Here is a 16,149-nt window from a genome sequence, read left to right on the forward strand (position 1 = left end):
CTCCCATCGGGCTGTGGCGCAGCTTGGTAGCGCGCCTCGTTCGGGACGAGGAGGCCGCAGGTTCAAATCCTGTCAGCCCGACCCACCGAAGCTCCCGGATCCCTCAGGGTCCGGGAGCTTCGTCGTCCTCATGGCAGACTTGCCCACCATGGCCGCCAAGGACTCGGGATCGGACCCGGGAGCGAAGAAGGAGCCCTCGCTCGAGCTGCCCTCCTTCCGCCTCGGTCGCAAGAAGAAGCCCCAGCCCGCCGAGTCGGCGCCAGTTCACCCCGACGCGGCGCCAGTTGACGCCGTACCCCCCGCTCCTGAGCCGGAGCCGGAGCCCTCGCCCGTCACGTCACAACGTCATACGGAGCGGAGCAGCGGTTCCTCGGAGCGTATGACGTCCGAGACCGAGCGCGGCGAGACCGAGGTCCTCCCGGCTACCGAGCGCCGAGAGGCGCCGCGGTCGACCGTCGAGGCGGACCACGCGGACGGGGCGGACCAGGCGCCGCCGAAGAAGACGCCGAAGAAGCAGCGCCCACGCCCGGCGCTGCCCACCGTCTCCGGACGGGTCGCGGCCGCAGTGACCGGCCTGGCGGTCGGCGTGCTCGCCGTACTGCTGACCTGGCTGGCTCAGCAGGGCTGCGACCTGGCGTTGGGTACGTCGTCCTGCGGCAAGCCCGGCTTCTTCGCGCTGGCCGCGATCCTGGTGATCGCGGTGCTCGCCGGGGCAGCACTGCTCCGCGCGTGGCGGGTCCGCGACGCCGGCAGCACCAGCCTGCTCGCTGTGGGACTGGTGACCGTCGTCGTGCTGGCGTTCCTCGTCGAGAGCCTCTTCGCGTGGTGGATCGTGATCGTGATCCCGCTGCTGTCGGTGGCGGCGTACGTCGCCTCCGAGGCCCTCACCTCGCGCTACAGCTCCGACTGAAGCCCGCCCGTCAGAGCCGGGCGGCGATCAGCTCGGCGATCTGCACGGTGTTGAGCGCGGCGCCCTTGCGCAGGTTGTCGTTGCTGATGAACAGCGCCAGCCCGCGGTCCTCCGGAACCCCCGGGTCGCGGCGCAGCCGGCCGACGTACGACGGGTCCTTGCCGGCCGCCTTGAGCGGGGTCGGCACGTCGGCCAGCTCGACGCCCGGCGCGTCCGCGAGCAGCTCGGCGGCCCGCTCCGGCGACATGGCCCGGTCGAACTCCGCGTTGACCGCCAGCGAGTGGCCGGTGAAGACGGGCACCCGCACGCAGATGCCGGAGACCAGCAGCTCGGGCACGTCGAGGATCTTGCGCGACTCGTTGCGCAGCTTCTGCTCCTCGTCGGTCTCGTTGAACCCGTCGTCGACGATCGAGCCGGCCATCGGCAGCACGTTGTAGGCGATCGGCTCGACGTACTTCACCGGCTCGGGGAAGGCCACCGCCTCGCCGTCGTAGGCGAGCTCGCGCGCCTTCTCCCCGGCCGCCTCGACGCCGCCCGCCAGCTCGTCCACGCCGGCGATGCCGGAGCCGGAGACGGCCTGGTACGTCGCGACCACGAGCCGACGCAGGCCGGCCTCGTCGTGCAGCGGCTTGAGCACCGGCATCGCGGCCATCGTGGTGCAGTTGGGGTTGGCGATGATGCCGCTGCCGGCAGCCAGCACGCCCTCCATCGCCTCGGGGTTGACCTCCGAGACGACCAGCGGGATCTCCGGATCCTTGCGGAAGGCCGAGGAGTTGTCGATGACGATCACGCCGGCCTCGGCGAACCGCGGCGCCAGCTCGCGGGAGGTGGTGGCCCCCGCGGAGAACAGCGCGATGTCCAGCCCGGTGGGGTCGGCGGTCGCGGCGTCCTCGACGGTGACCTCGCGGTCGCCGAACGGGAGCACGGTGCCGGCGGAGCGGGCCGAGGCGAAGAACCGGACCTGGTCGACGGGGAAGTCGCGCTCCAGCAGGATCTGCCGCATCGCGACGCCGACCTGGCCGGTGGCGCCGACGACGCCGATGTTGACCGGCCTCATCGGCCGGTCCCGCCGTACACGACCGCCTCGACCTCGTCGGCGTCGAGGTCGAAGGACGCGTGCGCGGCGCACACCGCGTCGGTGACGTCCGCCTCGTCGACGATCACCGAGATCCGGATCTCCGAGGTGGAGATCATCTCGATGTTCACCCCCGCGCCCGCGAGGGAGGAGAAGAACTTCGCGGTGATGCCCGGGTGCGAGCGCATCCCGGCGCCGATCAGCGAGACCTTGCCGACCTTGTCGTCGTAGAGCAGCTTCTCGTAGCCGACCTCGGACTGCAGCCCGGCGAGTGCCTTCATCGCGACCTGCCCGTCGGTGCGGGGGAGGGTGAAGGAGATATCGGTGAGACCCGTGGCGGCCGCGGAGACGTTCTGCACCACCATGTCGATGTTGATCTCCGCGTCGGAGAGGGCGTCGAAGATGCGGGCGGCCTCGCCCACCTTGTCGGGCACACCGACGACGGTGATCTTGGCCTCGCTCACGTCGTGCGCGACGCCGGCGATGATCGCTTGTTCCATGGTCTGCTCTCCCTCGGCGGGGTCGGGGACGATCCAGGTGCCCTCCTTGGTGGAGAAGGAGGAGCGCACGTGGAGGGGGACGTTGTAGCGGCGGGCGTACTCCACCGAACGCAGGTGCAGCACCTTGGACCCGCTCGCGGCGAGCTCGAGCATCTCCTCGTGGGAGACCCGGTCCAGCTTGCGGGCCAGGGGCACCACGCGCGGGTCGGCGGTGAAGACGCCGTCGACGTCGGTGTAGATCTCGCACACGTCGGCGCCCAGCGCGGCGGCCAGCGCCACCGCGGTCGTGTCGGTGCCACCGCGTCCGAGGGTGGTGATCTCCTTGGTCTGCTGGCTCACGCCCTGGAAGCCCGCGACGATCACGATGTGCCCGTCGCCCAGGGCCTCGGAGATCCGGCCGGGGGTGATGTCGATGATCTTCGCCTTGCCGTGCACCGAGTCGGTGATCACGCCGGCCTGGGAGCCGGTGAAGGAGCGCGCGGTGAAGCCCAGGTCGGAGATCGCCATCGCGACCAGCGCCATGGAGATCCGCTCGCCGGCGGTCATCAGCATGTCCAGCTCGCGCGGCGGCGGCAGGGGGCTGACCTCGTTGGCCAGATCCAGCAGCTCGTCGGTCGTGTCCCCCATCGCGGAGACGGCCACGACCACGTCGTTGCCCGCCCGGCGGGCCTCGGTGATGCGGCGCGCCACTCGCTTGACGCTTGCGGCGTCGGCGAGGGAGGACCCGCCGTACTTCTGCACGACAATGCCCACGTTGTGTTCCTCGGGTTGTCGGTGGTGAGTCGGCCGCCTGCCCCTCACGCCGGGGCCCGCGACGCTGCGGCGCGGCCGGTGGGATCCAGTCTAGCGGCGCTCGTCGGGCGTCTCGTGCAGCATCTCATCGGCGGCCGCGACCGCCTCGGCGTCCAGGTCGGCGTCGGCGTCGAGCCGGTCGTGGGTGCCCACGGTGAGCAGCGCGTTGAGGGCGGCACCGGCGAGGTTGCCCCACGACGAGAGGTAGGAGAACTGCCACCACCACAGCGCCTCCTCGACGTCGCCGTTGCGGAAGTGCGCGAGGCCGAGGTCGAGGTCGGTGGCGATGCTGACCAGGTCGTCGGAGAGCTGGCTGACCACGATCTCGGGGTCGTAGGGGTCGAAGACGAAGCTGTAGGTGTCCAGCTGGCCGAGCACCTCGGCGAGCCGCATCCGCAGGTCGTCGTAGTCGCTCTCGGGCACGTCGGGCTGGAACTCCTCGCGCGGGGTGACGTCGCGCTGCGCGCCGAGTCGGGCGCCGGTGAAGGAGATGCGGGCGATCTCCAGGAGCAGCAGCGGGATCGCCTGCCCGGTCTCGGCGTCCCGGGCGATGGTCCCCAGCGCGCCCTGGAACTGCTCGACCTCGGCGGCGACGGCGCGCGCGAGCGCCACCATCTCCGGGTCGTGACGGGTCTGGGTCATTGTGCCGCTCTCCTTCCGGCGAAGGCCCGCCCGAGAGTGACCTCGTCGGCGTACTCCAGGTCTCCGCCCACCGGCAGTCCACTCGCCAACCGGGTGACGCGCAAGCCCAGCGGGGTCAGCATCCGGGTGAGGTACGTCGCAGTGGCCTCGCCCTCGAGGTTGGGGTCGGTGGCCAGGATCACCTCGGTGACCGTGCCGTCGGCGAGGCGGGTCATCAGCTCCTTGATGTGCAGCTGGTCGGGCCCGATCCCCTCGATCGGCGAGATCGCGCCGCCGAGCACGTGGTAGCGGCCGCGGAACTCGCGGGTCCGCTCGATCGCGACCACGTCCTTGTACTCCTCGACGACGCACAGCACCGAGCCGTCGCGACGCGGGTCGCGGCAGATGCGGCACTGCTCCTCGGAGGAGACGTTGAAGCAGATGGAGCAGAACTTGACCTGGTTCTTGACCTCGATCAGCACGTCGGCGAGGCGACGTACGTCGGTCTGCTCGGCCTGCAGGAGGTGGAACGCGATCCGCTGGGCGCTCTTCGGCCCGACCCCGGGCAGTCGACCGAGCTCGTCGATGAGGTCCTGGACGACGCCTTCGTACACCGGCCGGCCTCAGCCCAGTCCGGGCAACCCGCCGCCGCCCCCGGCGAGCGGGCCGAGCGTCTCCGCAGCCAGCTGGTCGGCGCGGGACTTGGCGTCGCGGTAGGCGGCCACCACCAGCTCGCCGAGCTCGGAGAGGCTCTCGGCGTCGCCGCCGTCGACGGTGCCGGGGCGGACGGTGACGTCGAGCAGCTCGCCGACGCCGTTGACCTTGACGGTGACCGCCCCGCCGGCGACCTGGCCCTCGACCTCCTGCTGGTTCAGCTGGTCCTGCGCAGCCTCCAGCTGCTCCTGCATCTGCTGGGCCTGCTGCATCAGGGCGTTCATGTCGAAGCCGCCGCCACCGAGGGCGTCGAAGGGGTTCTGGCTCATGGCTCCACTCTCTCAGGTCGATGGTCGGTACGGCGCGCCGCGCGGCGCCGGGTCGCTCACTCGTGGGGGATCTCGTCGATCACCTTCGCGCCCAGGGTGCGCTCGAGGAGCGCGGCGCTGTCCACGCCGCCCGCGTCGGACTCCGGGTCGTCGGGGTCGACGTCCTGGTCGGGGTCGTAGGCCTCCTGCCGCTCGGGGCGGGTCGACCGGGCGGCGTAGCGCGGCTCGGGGGGCGGCGGGGCGTCCTCGGCGGGCGGAACCGGGTCGGGTACGGCGGCGCGAGCAACTGGCCCGTCCCGCCCGTCGTCCGGCGCCGGGGGCTCGGGCTCCTGCTGCCCGTCCGTCCCGGGTCGTCCGGCCGGGCCGGGCTCGTCCCGGACCGTCGGACCGACGGGCTGACCGGTCGGGGCGGCGGCGTCCGGCGGCCCCGGAGGCTGCGAACGGCCGGTGTCGCCGGGGCTGGAGCCCGGATCGACGATCGCCTCGATCCGCCAGTCCTGGCCGACCACGTCGATCGCGGCCTGGCGCAGCACCTCGTCGCCGCCGGACTTCACGAAGGACTCGCGCGGGCCGGTGGTGTCGAAGCCGATGGTGACCGCGTCGCCCTCCACCCCGACGACCTGGGCGTGCTGGGTGAGCAGCATCCAGACGAGCCGGCGCATGGTCTTGGTGGCGTCGACGATGTCCGGCCAGAGGCGACGTACCTCCACCAGGCTCAGGCCGCCCTCGCTCGCCTTCGCCGTCGACGCCCCGGCCGGGGCGGGCTGCTCGGGGGCGCTCTGTTGAGCGGACTGCGTGGCCGGGGCGTCCGGCGCGGGTGCCTGCTCGGGCTCCTGCTGGTCCCACGGAACCGGGGAGGGCGGTCCGCCGACCGGGCCGTCGCCCGGCGCCGCGGGGGCGGGCGGCCCGCCGACCGGAGGTTGCTGAGCCACCTGCGGACGGTCCTCCGGGATGGCTGGGCTACCTCCGGTGGCCGCGGGGGCAGCGGGCGCGGGGGCCGAGGGCGCAGGGGTCGTGGGCTGAGCGGCAGGAGCGGAAACCGGCGCAGCGCGCCCGCCGGCGCTCGGCGCGCCTCCGGTCACCCCGATCCGCTTCTCGAGGCGATCCAGCCGGGCGCCCACACCGTCGACGGAGTCGTCAGCGCTCGGCAGCAGAACGCGGGCGCAGATCAGCTCGAGCAGCAGCCGGGGCGCGGTGGCGCCGCGCATCTCGGTCAGGCCGGTCGCGACCAGGTCGGCCGCTCGGGAGAGCTCGCGCGAGCCGAAGCGGGCCGCCTGGGCGACCAGCCGCTCGCCCTGGTCCTCCGACACCTCGATCAGCCCGGTCGCGGGCGCGTCGGGCACGGCGTCGACGATCACCAGGTCCCGCAGGCGGCGCAGCAGGTCCTCGGTGAAGCGGCGCGGGTCCTGCCCGGTCTCGATCACCTTGTCGACCACACCGAACACCGCGCTGCCGTCACCGGCGGCGAAGGCGTCGACCACCTCGTCGAGCAGGGTGTCCGGGGTGAAGCCGAGCAGCCCGGTGGCCAGCTGGTGGGTGACCCCGTCGGGGCCGGATCCGCCGATCAGCTGGTCGAGCACCGACAGCGTGTCCCGGGCCGAGCCGGCCCCGGCGCGCACGACCAGCGGCAGCGCGGCGGGCTCGATCGCGACGCCCTCGGCCTCGCACAGCTCGGCCAGGTAGCTCGACAGCAGCCGCGGCGGGATCAGCCGGAACGGGTAGTGATGGGTCCGCGACCGGATGGTCGGGATCACCTTGTCCGGCTCGGTGGTGGCGAAGATGAAACGCAGGTGCGGCGGCGGCTCCTCGACCAGCTTGAGCAGCGCGTTGAACGCCTGCGGCGTCACCATGTGCGCCTCGTCGATGATGTAGACCTTGTAGCGGTCGCGCACCGGCGCGAAGAACGCCTTCTCCCGCAGGTCGCGGGCGTCGTCGACGCCGTTGTGGGACGCGGCGTCGATCTCGATCACGTCGATCGAGCCCGGGCCTCCGCGGGCCAGGTCGCGGCAACTGTCGCACTCGCCACACGGGTCGGCGACCGGCGCCTTGGCGCAGTTGAGCGTGCGCGCGAGGATCCGGGCGGAGGTGGTCTTGCCGCAACCGCGGGGGCCGGAGAACAGGTAGGCGTGGTTCACCCGGTTGTGCTCCAGCGCGGCCCGCAGGGGCGTGGTCACGTGCTCCTGCCCGATCACCTCGGCGAAGGTCTCGGGGCGGTAGCGGCGGTAGAGCGCGAGTGGTGAGTCCACGTCGACGACCCTAGCCGCGGGCACCGACACCCGGTACCCGGCCGGTGGCCCTGTGGATCGCACCGAGCGCGGACATCGAAAGGCCCCCCGCGCACCCGACAGAGCTCACTTACCCTTGCTGCCTTCCGGCCCTGGGGGAGTTGGGCGAGATGTCGCCGCGCGGGGGGTTGGTAGAAGTCTAGGCGATTTCATCCGGCGCCCCCCAGTTGGGTACGCTCCTGCGCGGAGGATTCGCCTAGTGGCCTATGGCGCTCGCTTGGAAAGCGGGTTGGGTTAACGCCCTCGCGGGTTCGAATCCCGCATCCTCCGCCACCTCGCGGCGTCGGCTTCGGCCGGCGCCGCGGTGCATTCCGGGATGGTCAGAACAGGTCCACGACGTACGGCGCCGCCGCGGCACCCGCCACCAGCAGCACGGCGAGCAGCAGGCCGATCGTCAGGGCCCGCCACGGCCGCGGGAGCCCGCGGTCGACGCTCCCGGTGACGAACGCGGTCACCAGGCGCCGTCGGTTGAACGCATACGCCTCGACCAGGTCGCGGTTGTCGGCCATCGACTATCGCCCCACCGCGTCGAGCAGCCCGGTCGCCACCGCCAGCACCGGGAGCAGCGCGACCAGCACCAGCGACTCCGCCAGATCGCCCCACCACCCACGCCGGACGCCGAGGCCCGGCGGAGCCAGCATCAAACCGAGCACGACCAGGCCCGCGACCGCGAGGAGCCCGGCAACCACCGGCGACCATCCGGGCCGCTGCACCACCGCCGTCACGGCCATCACCGCCAGGCCGGCCACGCCGGACACCAGCCCGACCGCCAGCTGCGCGCCGGACGCATGGTGCCGGGTGCGCAACAGAAGGACGAGGCAGCACAGCACCCCGAGCACGGCTCCCCAGGCACCGAGCCCCACGGTCACCGGCAAGACGGCCAGCGCGAGCAGCCCGACCGTCGCCTGGGCGGCGAGCAGCACCTGGTCGGCCAGCAGGACCCCGGAGCGCAGCCCCGGCGCATCGACGGCGGGGGCCGGCGTGGACGTCACCCCGCGCCACGGCGGGTCGGGTCGCACCGCCGCCACGCTCAACGCCAGCCAGGGCAGCAGGCTGCCCGCGATCACGGCAGCCGTCATCACCGAGACGAGCACCACGTCGGGCCGGCCGACCGCGGGGAGGAGCAGGCCGGCGAGCGCGGTGAGCACCCCCAGCACGACGGGCGGTCCGGCCAGGACCCGACGCTCCGCCACGCCGGCCGCGCATGCCAGGCCGGCCGCAGCCGCCCCGATGCCCGCGCCGGTCAGGGACGACCCCAGCGCGCCCCCGCCGACGAGCAGGCCGGCGAGGGCGGCGTACCCCGTCGCGACCCACCCCACGATCGCCGCGGACCCCGGAGCCCTCCGCGCCCGGGAGAGCAGCCCGGCACCGCAGACGAGCACGACGGCCACCAGGCCCGCCACCAGGGCGGCCGGCTCCCCCACCCGCAGCAGGGCGATCCCCGCGAGCAGCAGGAGACCGCACCCCACCCCCAAGGCGGTACGGCGGCCCGCCGGGGGCCGCCAGGGCGGCAGCTCGGCCACCACGATCTCGGCGGTCGCGAGCGCCACGTCGTCGTGGCGCGGCTCCGCCCAGTCCGCCGACGCCAGCCGCACCCGCTCCCCCGCGACCACTCCTTGGTCGTGCAGCCCGAGGCCGGGGTCCAAGGCCGACCCGTCCGCCCGGAGCAGGCGGGCCTCCAGGGAGTCGTCGGCCGCGAGCCCCGCCGTACGCGCCAGCTCCGGCAGCAGCCGACCCACCGGCACCCCGCCGGGCACCGCCAGGTCGTGACGGCCCCGCTCGGTGACCAGGGTCAGCCGCAGCGGACCGGTCACCCCCGAGACAACGGTGCTCACAGGTCGAAGGCAGCCGCCCCGCGCTGGTCCGCGGCACGGTAGTCCTCGTTCGAGGCCGCGACGGTCCGGCCGGTGTCGGCCAGCAGCTGGACCATCTCCTGGATCGCGCCGTCCCAGGTCCGCTTGGCCCGCTCGTAGGCCTCCTGCGCGCGTCCGGTCCAGTCGCTGCGCAGCGGGCTCAGCTCGCCCTCGAGCCGGTCCAGCCGCTCGTCGATCTGCTGCACCGCGCGGTGCAGGTCCTGCGCGGCCAGGTCCAGGCCGCCGTGGTTGACGCGAAGTCCGTCCAGGGTCATGAGAGTCACCTTCCGTGTGTGGTCGGACCGCCGGCTCAGGCGAGCCGCGCGGCGTTGCGCTGGTAGTTGGCCATCTGGGTCTCGTCGGTCGCGACGTTGTCCTTCTCCGTCGCGACCAGGGAGCGCTCGAAGCCGTCGAGGGCGCCGACGATCACCGCCTGCTTCTCCGTCCAGGCCCGGTGCAGCGCGAAGAACGCGGTGCCGCCCTGGCCCACCCACTGCCCCTGGAGTCCCTGGATCCGGCCCTCCAGATCGCGGGAGAGGCGGTCGAAGTCGCTGCGCGCGTCGGCGACCAGGGTCGCCGCTCGGCTCAGGGTGCCCTCGCCCTGTCCCATCTCTGCCGTGCTCATGGTTCGTCCTCCTTCACGTGAGCCGGCCGATCACCGGCGGCGGGGCGTCTGCCCGCGTCCTAGAAGCACACCCCACGAGACGGGGACATGGGCGGGGCACGGGCAATCTGTGGATAACCCGCGACGACGCGGAGTTCTCCACAGGCGCTCCCGACCCGGTGGCCCCGCACCGGCCGGGCTACCAGGCTGGAGCGGTGACGACCACCCCGAGCGCGACCGACAACGCGGAGCCGGCCCTCCCGGCCGGCGAGCTGACGCTGCGCCCGCCCCCGCGACTGGAGCGGGGCGAGGGTGCCGGCGCGGTCCTGGCCGGCGCCGTACCCATGATCGGCACCCTCGGCTCGATCCTGCTCGTGGCCAGCCTGGCCGGAGGCGGCAGCGACTCCTCCCTGCGCACCCGCAGCCTGCTGGCCGGCGGCGTCTTCCTCCTCGCGACCCTCGCCTACGTGCTGGTGCAGGTGGACCGGCAGCGCCGTCAACAGGCCCGCCAGCGGAGCACGGCCCGGGAGGACTACCTCCACCATCTCGCTTGCGTGCGCGCGAGCGCGCGGGCCGCCGCGGCCGCGCAGCGGCAGTCCCTCGTCTGGCACCACCCCGACCCCTCGCAGCTGGCGGTCCTGGCGGGCGACCCGGAGCGTCGCTGGCGGCGGGGGCCGGACCACTCCTGGTTCCTCCGTGCCCGCGTCGGCTGCCGCACCCAGCCTGCGACGGTGACGCTCACCCCTCCCGCCGAGGCCGACGACGCCCGGGCCGACCCGGCCGCCGCCGCGGCCCTGCACCGGCTGCTCGCGGTGCACGCCGAGCAGCCCGGTCTGCCCGCGAACCTGGACCTGCGGCGGTCCCGCGTCGAGGTCGCCGGTCCGCGTGAGCAGACCCGCGCCCTGGCCCGGGCCCTCCTCTGCCAAGCGGCCGTGGCCCACGCGCCGGAGCACCTGGCGGTCGCCGTGCACTGCACCGAGCCCGACCTGCCGCACTGGGACTGGGTGAAGTGGCTGCCGCACGCCACGAGCCCGCACGAGGCGGACGCCGCAGGCCCGCGCCGGCTGGTCGGCGCCGACCTCGCCGCGCTGACCGAGCTGGTGCCGGCGGGGCGACATCTCCTGGTGATCCACGACGGGACCGACCCGCCGACAGATCCCGGCGGGGACGCGACGCACCTGGTCCTCACCGCCGCGACCAGGGAGCTCGCCATCGACGGCGAGGAGGGCACGCGTCCCGACCGGATGAGCCGGAGCGCCGCGGAGGCGGTGGCCCGCCGGCTGGCCCCCTGGGCCGCCGTACCGTCCGACCACGACAGTGCCGAGCGCCCCCTCACCGAACTGCTCGGTCTCGCCGACGTCGACGCCTGGAGTCCTGACACGCACTGGCGGCCACGACCGGGGCAGCAGCGACTGCGGGTGCCGATCGGTACCGCGACCGAGGGCGGGCCGCTCGAGCTGGACCTCAAGGAGGCGGCCCTCGGAGGCATGGGCCCGCACGGGCTGCTGGTGGGGGCCACCGGGTCGGGCAAGTCCGAGCTGCTCCGCACCCTGGTGCTGGCGCTCGCGCTCACCCACTCCCCCGACGAGCTGAACCTGGTCCTCGTCGACTTCAAGGGCGGGGCGACCTTCGCCGACGCGGCCCGGCTGCCCCACACGTCCGCGCTGATCACCAACCTGTCCTCCGAGCTCAGCCTGGTGGACCGGATGGCCGACGCCCTCACCGGTGAGCTGCTGCGCCGCCAGGAGCTGCTGCGCGAGGCGGGCAACCACGCCTCGATCGAGGACTACCGCCGGGCACGAGCCGAGGGGGCGGAGCTGCCCGCCCTCCCGTCGTTGTTCATCGTGGTCGACGAGTTCTCCGAGCTGCTGTCCGCGCAGCCGGAGCTGGTCGAGCTGTTCGTCGCGATCGGCCGGCTGGGCCGCTCGCTGGGGCTGCACCTGCTGTTGGCCTCCCAGCGGCTGGACGAGGGGCGACTGCGCGGGCTGGAGTCGCACCTGTCCTACCGGATCGGGCTGCGCACATTCAGCGCCGCGGAGTCCCGCGCGGTGCTCGGGGTGCCCGACGCGCACCGGCTGCGCAGCGTGCCCGGGCTGGGGTTCCTCCAGACCGACGCGGCCCGGCTGGTGCGGTTCCGCGCCGCCTTCGTCTCCGGGGCCGTCGCGCCCAGGGACTGCCCGGAGGAGCGCGCCTGGGCGGTGCCGTTCACCGTGCTCGCGGCCCCGCCGCCAGAGCCCGTGCCCGACGAGGGGGAGGGAGTACGTCGTCCCGCTCTGCTCCACGCCGCGATCGACGCGATGGCGGGTCTCGGCCCGGAGGCTCACCGGGTCTGGCTCCCACCCCTGGACACCCCGGACACCCTGGACGGGCTCCTGCGCAGCACCGGCCCGCTCGGCCGCCTCACGGTCCCGGTCGGGATCGTCGACCGACCGCGGGAGCAGCGCCGGGAGCCCCTCCTCGTCGACCTCTCCGGCGCGGCCGGCCATGTCGCCGTCGTCGGCGCCCCGCGCAGCGGCCGCAGCACCCTGCTACAGACCCTGATGGCGGGAATCGCCCTCACCCACGCCCCGGACGAGGCGACGTTCTACGCCCTCGACCTCGGTGGCGGCGGGCTCGCCAGCCTCGCCGGGCTGCCGCACCTGGCCGGCGTGGCCGGCCGCACCGAGCCCGCCGTCGTGCGCCGGATCGTCGCCGAGGTCGCCGCCCTGCTGGAGCGCCGCGAGCGCGACGGCCGCGGGGCCGGTGGCGACGTGTTCCTCGTGGTGGACGGCTGGGTGACGCTCCGCGAGGAGCACCCCGACCTGGAGCAGCAGATCCACCGGTTGGCCGATCGGGGGTTGGCGTACGGCGTCCACCTGGTCGCCGCGGCCGGCCGCTGGAGCGACTTCCGCTCGGCGGTCCGCGACCTGTTCGGCACCCGGCTGGAGCTCCGGCTCGGGGACCCGGTCGACTCCGAGGTCGACCGCCGGCTGGCCGGCCGGGTGCCGGCGGACCGACCCGGTCGCGGGCTCCTCCCGGGCGGTCTGCACTACCTGACCGCGCTGCCACGCGTCGACGGCGATCCCCGCTCGGAGACGCTCGCCGCGGGCGTGGCCGACCTGACGGCTCGAGTCGCGCGGGCCTGGCCGGACCGGACGGCACCCCGGCTGCGGCTGCTGCCGGAGCGGGTGGATCGCGAGGCGCTGCCGGCCGCCGTACCCGGCGAGCGTCGGCTCGTGCTGGGCGTCGACGAGGACGACCTGGCACCCGTGCTCCTGGACCCGGACCGCGACCCGCACCTGCTGGTCATCGGCGACGGCGGCTCGGGACGTACGGCGACCCTGCGCGGCCACCTGCACGAGCTGCTGCGGACCCGCCGGCCCGACGCGGCGCAGGTCGTGCTCCTCGACCCGCGCCGGACCCTGCTCGGCGAGGTGCCCGAGCCCTTCCTGCTCAACTACCTCACCTCCGCCGACGAGGCCGAGCCGGTGCTCCGCGACCTGGCCGGCTATCTCGGCGGGCGGCTGCCCGGCGAGGGCGTGACACCCGACCAGCTGCGGCAGCGGTCGTGGTGGTCGGGCGCGGAGGTGCACGTCGTCGTGGACGACGCCGACCTGCTGACGGTGACCGGCGGCTCGCCGCTCGCGCCCCTGCGCCCGCTGCTGGCGCGGGCCGGCGACGTCGGGCTGCACCTGGTGGTGGCGCTGCGCTCCGGTGGCGCGACCCGCACCCTGATGGACCCGGCCCTGCAGGCGCTGCGCGACCTGGGTCAGCCGGTACTGCTGCTCGCCGGCGACCCCGACGACGGTCCGCTGCTGGGCCGGGTGCGGCCCGAGCCGGGGCCGCCCGGCCGCGGCCAGCTGGTCACCCGCGGAGCCGGCACCCGGCGGATCCAGGTCGCCTGGAGCCCTCCGACCGAGGGGGTCAGCGACGACCCGACTTGAACATCCCCCGGGCGATCTCCCGGGCGGCCGTGCGCATGAAGTCCTTGAAGACCGGCGAGCCCATCACGTCGCCGACCATCCCGCCTCCGTCGGCCCAGTTGCCCTCCGACCTCGACGACCTCGACGACTCCGACGTCCGGCGGCGGCGGGTGCGGGAGGCCTGCTTGCGCGGCTGGCCGGTCTCCTTCTCCGCCTTGCGGGAGCCCTCCTCCAGCCGCGCCGCGAGCTTCTCGCGGGCGGACTCCCGGTCCTGCACGGTGGCGTACTTCGCCCACCCGGGGCTGGCCTCGACCGCCGCCTTCGTCGCCGCCGGGTCGGCGGGGCCCATCAGCGACTCGGGCGCCCGCAACCGGGTCCAGGCGACCGGGGTCGGTGCGCCGCGCTCGTCCATCACGGTCACCACGGCCTCGCCGATCCCGAGCGTGGTGAGGACGGCCCCGAGGTCGTCGTACGCGCTGGTGGGATAGGTGTTCACCGTCGCCTTGAGCGCCTTGGCGTCGTTGGGCGTGTGCGCCCGCAACTGGTGCTGGACCCGCGAGCCCAGCTGGGCCAGCACGTCGTCGGGCACGTCGGTGGGGCTCTGGGTGACGAAGAAGACGCCGACGCCCTTGGAGCGGATCAGCCGCACGGTCTGGGTGATCTGGTCCAGGAAGTCGTCGGAGGCGTCATTGAAGAGCAGGTGCGCCTCGTCGAAGAAGAACACCAGCTTGGGCTTGTCCACGTCGCCCACCTCGGGCAGGTCGTGGAAGAGGTCGGCCAGCAGCCACATCAGGAAGGTGGAGAACAGGGCGGGACGGTCCTGCAGGTTCGGCAGCTCCAGCAGCGAGATCACCCCGCGGCCGTCGTCGGTGAGCCGCAGCAGGTCGGCGGACTCGAACTCCGGCTCGCCGAAGAACTCGTCGGCCCCCTGGTCGGAGAAGGCGATCAGCTCGCGCAGGATCACTCCGGCGGTCGCGCTGGAGAGGCCGCCGAGCGCCTTGAGCTCCGGCTTCCCCTCGTCGGAGACGAGGTACTGCACCACCGCGCGCAGGTCGGCCAGGTCCAGCAGCGGCAGCCCCGCCTGGTCGGCGTAGTGGAAGACCAGGCCCAGGCTGGAGGTCTGGGTGTCGTTGAGCCCCAGCACCTTGGCCAACAGCATCGGGCCGAAGGCGCTCATCGTCACCCGGATCGGCACCCCGGTCCCCTGCCCGCCGAGGGTGTAGAGCTCGGTCGGGAAGCCGGTGGCGGTCCAGGTCTGGCCAACCGACGCGGCACGCGCGGTGATCTTCTCGCCGCCCTCGCCCGGCTGGGAGAGGCCGGACAGGTCGCCCTTGATGTCGGCGGCGAAGACCGGCACCCCGTTCGCGCTGAGCTGCTCGGCCAGCAGTTGCAGGGTCTTGGTCTTGCCGGTTCCGGTGGCGCCGGCGACCAGGCCGTGCCGGTTGAGCATCCCCAGCGGGATCCGGATCGGTACGTCGGCCAGCCGCTCGGCGTCCAGCATCAGGCCGCCGAGCTCGAGGGCCGTGCCCTCGAACCGGTAGCCCGGCGCGACGGCGTCGACGATCGGGTCGGAGGCGACAGGGTCGGTCATGGCGGGAGCGTAGCCGGTGCGATGGCTAGACTCCCCGCCGTGATCTTCAAGCGCGTGGGAGAGGGCCGCCCCTATCCCGACCACGGCCTGAGCTCACGCGAGTGGGCCCAGCTCCCGCCGCGCCAGGTGCGGCTGGACGAGCTGGTCACCACCCGGGACACCCTGGACCTGGCCACCCTGCTCGACGACGACTCCACCTTCTACGGCGACCTGTTCGCGCACGTGGTGGAGTGGGACGGCGACCTCTACCTGGAGACCGGGCTGCACCGGGCGCTGCGGGCCGCACTGCAGCAGCGCGCGATGCTGCACGCCCGGGTCCACCACACGGGAGCGACCGCATGACCCAGTCCGCCAAGACGGCCGCGACCCTCGCCGTCCTGCTCGTCCTGCTGCTCGTGGGCGTGCTGGTCGGCTGGTCGGCGCTCACCCAGCCGCTCCCCACCGCTGAGGACTCGACCTCCGACGGCCCCTGCCAGGAGCAGGACATCGCGGCCGGCGAGCAGGTACGGCGGGGCATGGTGACCGTGAGCGTCTTCAACGCCGGGACCCGCGGCGGCCTCGCGGAGAAGACCCTGGGCGCCCTGGTGCGGACCGGCTTCGGCGCCGGGGAGACCGGGAACGCCGACCGCGAGGTGAGCGTGAAGCGAGCGGCGGTGTGGACCACGGACAAGCGCGACCCCGCGGCGATCCTGGTCCGCCGTACTCTCGGCCGCGACCGGACCAAGCTGGTCGAGAAGCCCGCCGACCAGCTCGAAGGGGTCGGCGTGATGGTGCTCGTCGGCAACAAGTTCGACAAGCTCGCCGACGGGCCGCGACAGGTGACCTCGCAGATCGACACCACGATCTGCGTGCCCAACGACCCCGTGGCCCAGGCGGGCTGACGGCCCCGGCCCGCTGGCTGTAAAGCGGTGTTCGGTCGACTCCTGCGGGGTTCGGTCGACTCCTGCGATGTCCGAACACCGCAGAGGATCCCGGAACACCGCTTTACAGTGGAGCGGGCCGCCGGGGCCGCCGCCGAGGCCGCCGCCGGGGC

At 73.8% G+C, this 16,149-nt stretch carries 15 protein-coding genes, 2 tRNA genes and 1 other RNA gene; 6 read left to right on the forward strand and 12 right to left on the reverse strand.

Features of this window, described 5'->3' with window-relative positions; genetic code table 11:
* Positions 1-7: 7 nt before the first annotated feature.
* Positions 8-81: transfer RNA gene (locus K8W59_RS17335), tRNA-Pro, on the forward strand.
* Positions 82-148: 67 nt separating this feature from the next.
* Positions 149-910: a DUF2157 domain-containing protein gene (locus K8W59_RS17340; protein WP_223396206.1), complete on the forward strand. Its 762-nt coding sequence runs from the start codon at positions 149-151 to the stop codon at positions 908-910.
* Between the two features lie 10 nt (positions 911-920).
* Here K8W59_RS17340 and K8W59_RS17345 read toward each other — a convergent pair whose 3' ends face one another.
* The 7 genes from K8W59_RS17345 to ffs form a co-directional block, all read right to left on the reverse strand.
* Positions 921-1,967, reverse strand: a complete 1,047-nt coding sequence (locus K8W59_RS17345; protein ID WP_223396207.1) for an aspartate-semialdehyde dehydrogenase — start codon at positions 1,965-1,967, stop codon at positions 921-923.
* The gene (locus K8W59_RS17350) at positions 1,964-3,238 is read right to left on the reverse strand and encodes an aspartate kinase (RefSeq protein WP_223396208.1); all 1,275 of its coding nucleotides are present in this window, start codon (positions 3,236-3,238) and stop codon (positions 1,964-1,966) included. The genes K8W59_RS17345 and K8W59_RS17350 overlap by 4 nt, the downstream gene beginning before the upstream one ends.
* Before the next feature lie 90 nt (positions 3,239-3,328).
* Positions 3,329-3,919 carry a DUF5063 domain-containing protein gene (locus K8W59_RS17355; RefSeq protein WP_223396209.1) on the reverse strand — a complete coding sequence of 197 codons (591 nt, stop codon included), beginning with the start codon at positions 3,917-3,919 and terminating at the stop codon, positions 3,329-3,331.
* Complete coding sequence (gene recR, locus K8W59_RS17360) at positions 3,916-4,512, reverse strand: recombination mediator RecR (RefSeq protein WP_223396210.1); 597 nt, start codon at positions 4,510-4,512, stop codon at positions 3,916-3,918. The genes K8W59_RS17355 and recR overlap by 4 nt, the downstream gene beginning before the upstream one ends.
* A gap of 9 nt (positions 4,513-4,521) precedes the next feature.
* The gene (locus tag K8W59_RS17365; RefSeq protein WP_223396211.1) at positions 4,522-4,881 is read right to left on the reverse strand and encodes a YbaB/EbfC family nucleoid-associated protein; all 360 of its coding nucleotides are present in this window, start codon (positions 4,879-4,881) and stop codon (positions 4,522-4,524) included.
* 56 nt (positions 4,882-4,937) lie between these two features.
* Positions 4,938-7,127, reverse strand: coding sequence for a DNA polymerase III subunit gamma and tau (locus K8W59_RS17370; protein WP_223396212.1), 2,190 nt, complete (start codon positions 7,125-7,127; stop codon positions 4,938-4,940).
* Between the two features lie 78 nt (positions 7,128-7,205).
* An RNA gene (gene ffs / locus K8W59_RS17375) (signal recognition particle sRNA small type) lies at positions 7,206-7,296 on the reverse strand.
* A gap of 55 nt (positions 7,297-7,351) precedes the next feature.
* Here ffs and K8W59_RS17380 point away from each other — a divergent pair.
* Positions 7,352-7,439: transfer RNA gene (locus K8W59_RS17380), tRNA-Ser, on the forward strand.
* A 47-nt stretch (positions 7,440-7,486) separates the two neighbouring features.
* Here K8W59_RS17380 and K8W59_RS17385 read toward each other — a convergent pair.
* Genes K8W59_RS17385 through K8W59_RS17405 form a run of 4 tightly spaced genes read right to left on the reverse strand, consistent with a single transcriptional unit; the run spans position 7,487 to position 9,644 of the window.
* Complete coding sequence (locus tag K8W59_RS17385) at positions 7,487-7,675, reverse strand: type VII secretion protein EccB (RefSeq protein ID WP_223396213.1); 189 nt, start codon at positions 7,673-7,675, stop codon at positions 7,487-7,489.
* Positions 7,676-7,678: 3 nt separating this feature from the next.
* Positions 7,679-9,001, reverse strand: a complete 1,323-nt coding sequence (locus tag K8W59_RS20240) for an EsaB/YukD family protein (RefSeq protein ID WP_263283261.1) — start codon at positions 8,999-9,001, stop codon at positions 7,679-7,681.
* Positions 8,998-9,294, reverse strand: coding sequence for a WXG100 family type VII secretion target (locus K8W59_RS17400; protein ID WP_223396215.1), 297 nt, complete (start codon positions 9,292-9,294; stop codon positions 8,998-9,000). Before K8W59_RS17400 ends, K8W59_RS20240 begins: the two co-directional genes overlap by 4 nt.
* Positions 9,295-9,329: 35 nt before the next feature.
* On the reverse strand, positions 9,330-9,644 hold the full coding sequence (locus tag K8W59_RS17405; RefSeq protein WP_223396216.1) for a WXG100 family type VII secretion target: 315 nt from the start codon (positions 9,642-9,644) through the stop codon (positions 9,330-9,332).
* 194 nt (positions 9,645-9,838) lie between these two features.
* On the opposite strand from K8W59_RS17405, the gene eccCb reads away from it, so the two are divergent.
* Positions 9,839-13,546, forward strand: a complete 3,708-nt coding sequence (gene eccCb / locus K8W59_RS17410) for a type VII secretion protein EccCb (protein ID WP_223396217.1) — start codon at positions 9,839-9,841, stop codon at positions 13,544-13,546.
* Here eccCb and K8W59_RS17415 read toward each other — a convergent pair.
* On the reverse strand, positions 13,527-15,116 hold the full coding sequence (locus tag K8W59_RS17415) for a helicase HerA-like domain-containing protein (RefSeq protein WP_223396218.1): 1,590 nt from the start codon (positions 15,114-15,116) through the stop codon (positions 13,527-13,529). The genes eccCb and K8W59_RS17415 overlap by 20 nt on opposite strands.
* Before the next feature lie 39 nt (positions 15,117-15,155).
* Between K8W59_RS17415 and K8W59_RS17420 the strand changes: the two genes are divergently transcribed.
* Positions 15,156-15,458 carry a type II toxin-antitoxin system VapB family antitoxin gene (locus K8W59_RS17420; RefSeq protein ID WP_223396219.1) on the forward strand — a complete coding sequence of 101 codons (303 nt, stop codon included), beginning with the start codon at positions 15,156-15,158 and terminating at the stop codon, positions 15,456-15,458.
* A complete protein-coding gene (locus K8W59_RS17425; protein WP_223396220.1) occupies positions 15,455-15,997 on the forward strand; it encodes a LytR C-terminal domain-containing protein in 543 nt (180 codons plus the stop codon). Before K8W59_RS17420 ends, K8W59_RS17425 begins: the two co-directional genes overlap by 4 nt.
* Positions 15,998-16,149: the final 152 nt, after the last annotated feature.

The sequence above is a fragment of the Nocardioides rotundus genome, from assembly GCF_019931675.1.
Classification (GTDB): domain Bacteria; phylum Actinomycetota; class Actinomycetes; order Propionibacteriales; family Nocardioidaceae; genus Nocardioides; species Nocardioides rotundus.